Below are 4,277 nucleotides of genomic sequence, written 5' to 3' on the forward strand. Positions count from 1 at the left end.
GCCGACCAGCTTTTAAAGCTCTGGGCGGTCAATACGCTTCAGGGCAATCCGATTCCGCTCATCGACGGGGTGCTGGAGTTTTTTTACCACGAAAATAAAGGCGCCGCGTTCGGGATGCTGCAGGGCGGCAAGCTCATTTTTATCGCCATGACGCTGGTGATCACGGCGGCGGGCATCTGGGCGATGATCAAGCTGCCGTTGTTTCAAAAGATGAGCGTGCGCGTCTGCACCGTGATGATCATCGCGGGCGGGTTCGGCAATAATCTGATCGACCGCATTTTCAGAGGGTACGTCGTCGATTTCATCTATTTCAAGTTGATCAACTTTCCGATTTTCAACCTCGCGGACTCTTGCATCACCTGCGGCGCGATCGCCCTCGCGGCGTTTATCCTGTTTTCCAAGGACCCCGACAAGCAGCTAAAACAAAATGGGTGAAAAAATCGTTTTGACCGCCGGGGAGAGCGGCGTCCGTCTCGATAAATTCCTTGCCGACAGCGCGGGAATCAGCCGCGCGATGGCGGCAAAGCTGACCGAAAGCGGCGCGGTCTTCGTCGACGGGATCGCGCAGGCGAAAAAATATCCGCTGAAAGCCGGGCAGGTTGTGACTTTCGAGCTGCCCGATTTGGAGCCGTGCGCAGCGAAGCCCGAGGACATCCCGCTCGATATCGTCTATGAGGACGACTGGCTGCTCGTCGTCAACAAACCGCGCGGCATGGTTGTGCATCCGGCGGCGGGAAACCCCGACGGGACGCTCGTGAGCGCGCTGCTTGCCCACTGCGGCAATTCGCTTTCGGGCATCAACGGCGTGGTCCGTCCCGGCATCGTCCACCGCATCGACAAAGACACGAGCGGGCTGCTGATCGTCGCAAAAACCGACGAAGCGCACAAGGCCCTCGCCGTCCAGATCGCGGAACACAGCTTTACGCGCGAATACGAGGCGGTGGTGATCGGGCATCTGCCGCAGCAAAGCGGGGAGGTTTCGCTTCCCATCGGGCGCAGCAAAAATGACCGAAAGAAGATGGCGGCGACGGCGTTCAACTCGAAGCCCGCGCTGACCAAATACCGCGTCTTGGACGAATATCCGGGCTATTCCCATGTTCGGCTCAAGCTTGAGACCGGCAGAACCCATCAGATCCGCGTGCATATGGCGGCGCTCGGGCATCCGGTCGCGGGAGACCCGCTCTACGGCGGGCTGCAAAAGGGCAAAAATTTCGGCGGGCAGATTCTGCACGCAAAACACATCGGATTCGCCCACCCGAAAGACGGGAATTGGCTCGAATTCGAGAGCAACCTCCCGCAATATTTTATCGATTTTTTAGACCAACTGAAAGGAAATACCCCTGCATGAAGTATCACATCAAAGACACGATTTTGATCTCGGACCTCGACGGCACGCTTTTGCCGCAGGACTCGAAAGTGTGCGACGAGGACGTCAAAGCGATTCACGGCTACATCGCCGACGGAGGGCATTTTACGCTCGCGACCGGGCGCATGCCGGACATGCTCGAATACGCCGAAATCCTCAAGACGAATTTGCCCTGCATCGTCGGAAACGGCTCGGTGATCTATGATTATCACAACAAAAAGGTGCTCTGGGAGACGTTTTTGGACCCGATCGCAAAAACGGCGATCCCCGCGGTGATGCGCGAATTCCCCGGACTCGGGCTCGAGATGCGGGTGCTCGACAAGCTCTATGTCTCGCGCCTGAATGAGCAGGTGAAATGGCATTTTTCGTGGGAGGATCAGCAATATACCCTTGTCAACTTTGAGGAAACGATTTATAATTGTCATAAAATGCTGCTGCTCGAGGAACATGAAGTGTTGGAGCAGGCAAAGGCGTTTTTGGAAAGCAACTACCCGGGCGCGTTCGACTATGTGTTTTCGTGCGCGGTGTTTTTGGAGATCATCCCGCGCGGCTGCACCAAAGGCGATGCCGTTCCGCAGTTCAAAGAGCTTTGCGGCATGAAAAACGCGCCGGTTTTCGCGATGGGCGATTACGGCAACGACGTCACGCTGCTCAAAGCGGCCGACGTCTCGGGCTGTCCGTCGACCGCGCTCGACGAGGTCAAAGCCGTCGCGAATTACATCACCAAGCCCGTCGGAGAGGGCGCAATGGCGGAATTTATCTCCGTTTTAAGAGAAAAATATCTCGTTTAGTTTATCATTCATAACGAGTTCTTGCATATTTAGATTCGCGATATTCTGAAAGGATGGTTCACTGATTTATGGACGCTAAGACAAAACTCGAGCTGCAAAAAACCGCTTTAAAGATCCGCATGGGCGTGATCGAGGGCGTTTTTAACGCGAAATCGGGGCACCCGGGCGGCTCACTTTCGAGCTCGGACATCATGGCGTATCTGTATTTCAAGCAGATGCGCATCGACCCGAAAAACCCCAAAGACCCCGACCGCGACCGCTTTGTGCTCTCCAAGGGCCACTGCGCGCCGGTGCTTTATTCATCGCTTGCCAACCGGGGCTATTTCCCGGTCGAGGATTTAAAGACCTTGCGCCACATCGGCAGTTATCTGCAGGGCCACCCCGACATGAAGGGCACGCCCGGCGTCGATATGAGCAGCGGCTCGCTCGGTCAGGGCATCTCGGCGGCCTGCGGCATGGCCAAGGGCGCTAAAGTACAAAATAAGGACTTTCATGTATACACGCTGCTCGGCGACGGCGAACTCGAAGAGGGTCAGGTCTGGGAAGCGGCAATGTTTGCCGGCCATTACAAACTCGATAACCTGACCGCGATCGTCGACTACAACGGCCTTCAGATCGACGGAAAACTCTCCGAGGTCTGCTCCCCGGAGCCCATCGCGCCGAAATTCAAGGCGTTCAACTGGAACGTGATCGAGATCTGCGCCCACGACTTTGACGAGATCGAAGACGCGTTCAAAAAGGCGCTCAAACACAAAGGCGAGCCGACCGTGATCGTCGCGCACAGCGTCAAAGGGCGGTGCGTCTCGTATATGGAAAATCTCGCGAAATGGCACGGCACCGCGCCGAACGCGCAGGAATACGAACAGGCGATGACCGAATTAAAAGCGCAGCTCGCGGCTTTGTGAGGGAAAGTTTGAAAGAGCTTCTTTCAAACTCATGTTTTGCCCTTTTGCGCCAAAGTACGGCGCAAATTTGATCAGTCAAACCGGACAAAACAACGATATCATACAGAAGGATGGTAAAAATAGATGGCGGATGTGATTAAAAAGGCGACCAGAGAGTCTTACGGCGACGCGCTCGTGGAACTCGGAGCAAAATACCCGAATCTCGTCGTGCTCGACGCGGACCTCGCCGAGGCGACCAAGACCATTAAATTTAAAAAGGCGTTCCCCGACCGCTTCTTCGACTGCGGCATCGCAGAGGGCAATATGATGTCGGTCGCGGCGGGACTTTCCACGACCGGATTGGTTCCGTTCGCCTCGACGTTCGCGATGTTCGCGGCGGGCAGAGCGTTCGAGCAGGTGCGCAACAGCATCGGCTATCCGCATATGAACGTCAAAATCGGCGCGACCCACGCCGGCATTTCCGTCGGCGAAGACGGCCCGACCCACCAGTGCAACGAAGATATCGGCCTGATGCGGACGATTCCCGGCATGACCGTGATCAGCCCGGCGGACGACGCCGAAGCCAAAGCGGCGGTCGAGGCGGCGCTTCTCTTTAACGGCCCGGTCTATCTGCGGTTTTCGCGGTTCGGGGCGCCGGTGTTCAACGACCCCGCGACTTATAAGTTTGAGATGGGCAAGGGCGTCGTGCTTGCCGACGGCAAGGACGTCACGATCGTGGCGACCGGTCTGATGGTCGGCGAGGCGCTCGCCGCCCGCGAGCTTTTGAAAGCCGACGGCATCGACGCGGCGGTCATCAACATCCACACGATCAAGCCGATCGACGGCGAACTGCTCGCGAAATATGCCGTGAAGACCGGCTGCATCCTGACCGCGGAGGAACACAGCGTCATCGGCGGACTCGGCAGCGCGGTTCTGGACGCGATCTGCCAGAAACCCGTTCCGGTGCTCAAACTCGGCGTCAACGACCAGTTCGGGACTTCGGGCCCGGCCGGAGATTTGTTAAAGTTATTCGGTCTCTGCGCGGACAACATCGCCGCGATGGCCAAAAAGGCAATTGCGCTGAAATAAGAGGAGTTAAGCCGCGGGGGAGTGATTCCCCGCGGTTTTTAATTTGATCCGTCATTGTGAGCGAAGCGCGGCAATCCAGTAGGGGCGATTCGTAATCGCCCGTTGTTTCGATTTGATATACGGGCGATTCGTAATCGCCCGTTGTTT

General features: G+C 56.8%; 5 protein-coding genes. All 5 read left to right on the forward strand.

Features of this window, described 5'->3' with window-relative positions:
* Positions 1–435: signal peptidase II (gene lspA / locus PKH29_08890; protein HNX14955.1), on the forward strand; the 435-nt coding region annotated here is incomplete at its 5' end.
* On the forward strand, positions 428–1,348 hold the full coding sequence (locus tag PKH29_08895; protein HNX14956.1) for an RluA family pseudouridine synthase: 921 nt from the start codon (positions 428–430) through the stop codon (positions 1,346–1,348). The genes lspA and PKH29_08895, both read left to right, overlap by 8 nt.
* The gene (locus PKH29_08900; protein HNX14957.1) at positions 1,345–2,157 is read left to right on the forward strand and encodes an HAD family hydrolase; all 813 of its coding nucleotides are present in this window, start codon (positions 1,345–1,347) and stop codon (positions 2,155–2,157) included. The genes PKH29_08895 and PKH29_08900 overlap by 4 nt, the downstream gene beginning before the upstream one ends.
* 68 nt (positions 2,158–2,225) lie before the next feature.
* Positions 2,226–3,062, forward strand: a complete 837-nt coding sequence (locus tag PKH29_08905; protein ID HNX14958.1) for a transketolase — start codon at positions 2,226–2,228, stop codon at positions 3,060–3,062.
* A gap of 123 nt (positions 3,063–3,185) precedes the next feature.
* Positions 3,186–4,130 (forward strand): transketolase C-terminal domain-containing protein, encoded by a 945-nt coding sequence (locus PKH29_08910; GenBank protein ID HNX14959.1) that lies wholly within the window; start codon positions 3,186–3,188, stop codon positions 4,128–4,130.
* Positions 4,131–4,277 lie beyond the last annotated feature (147 nt).

It is taken from the genome of Oscillospiraceae bacterium (assembly GCA_035353335.1).
GTDB lineage: Bacteria > Bacillota > Clostridia > Oscillospirales > JAKOTC01 > DAOPZJ01.

Excerpts from the sequence above, each read along its gene's own strand:
- PKH29_08895 (HNX14956.1), top strand. The coding sequence starts at position 428 with ATGGGTGAAAAAATCGTTTTGACCGCCGGGGAGAGCGGCGTCCGTCTC.
- PKH29_08900 (HNX14957.1), top strand. The coding sequence starts at position 1,345 with ATGAAGTATCACATCAAAGACACGATTTTGATCTCGGACCTCGACGGC.
- PKH29_08905 (HNX14958.1), top strand. The coding sequence starts at position 2,226 with ATGGACGCTAAGACAAAACTCGAGCTGCAAAAAACCGCTTTAAAGATC.
- PKH29_08910 (HNX14959.1), top strand. The coding sequence starts at position 3,186 with ATGGCGGATGTGATTAAAAAGGCGACCAGAGAGTCTTACGGCGACGCG.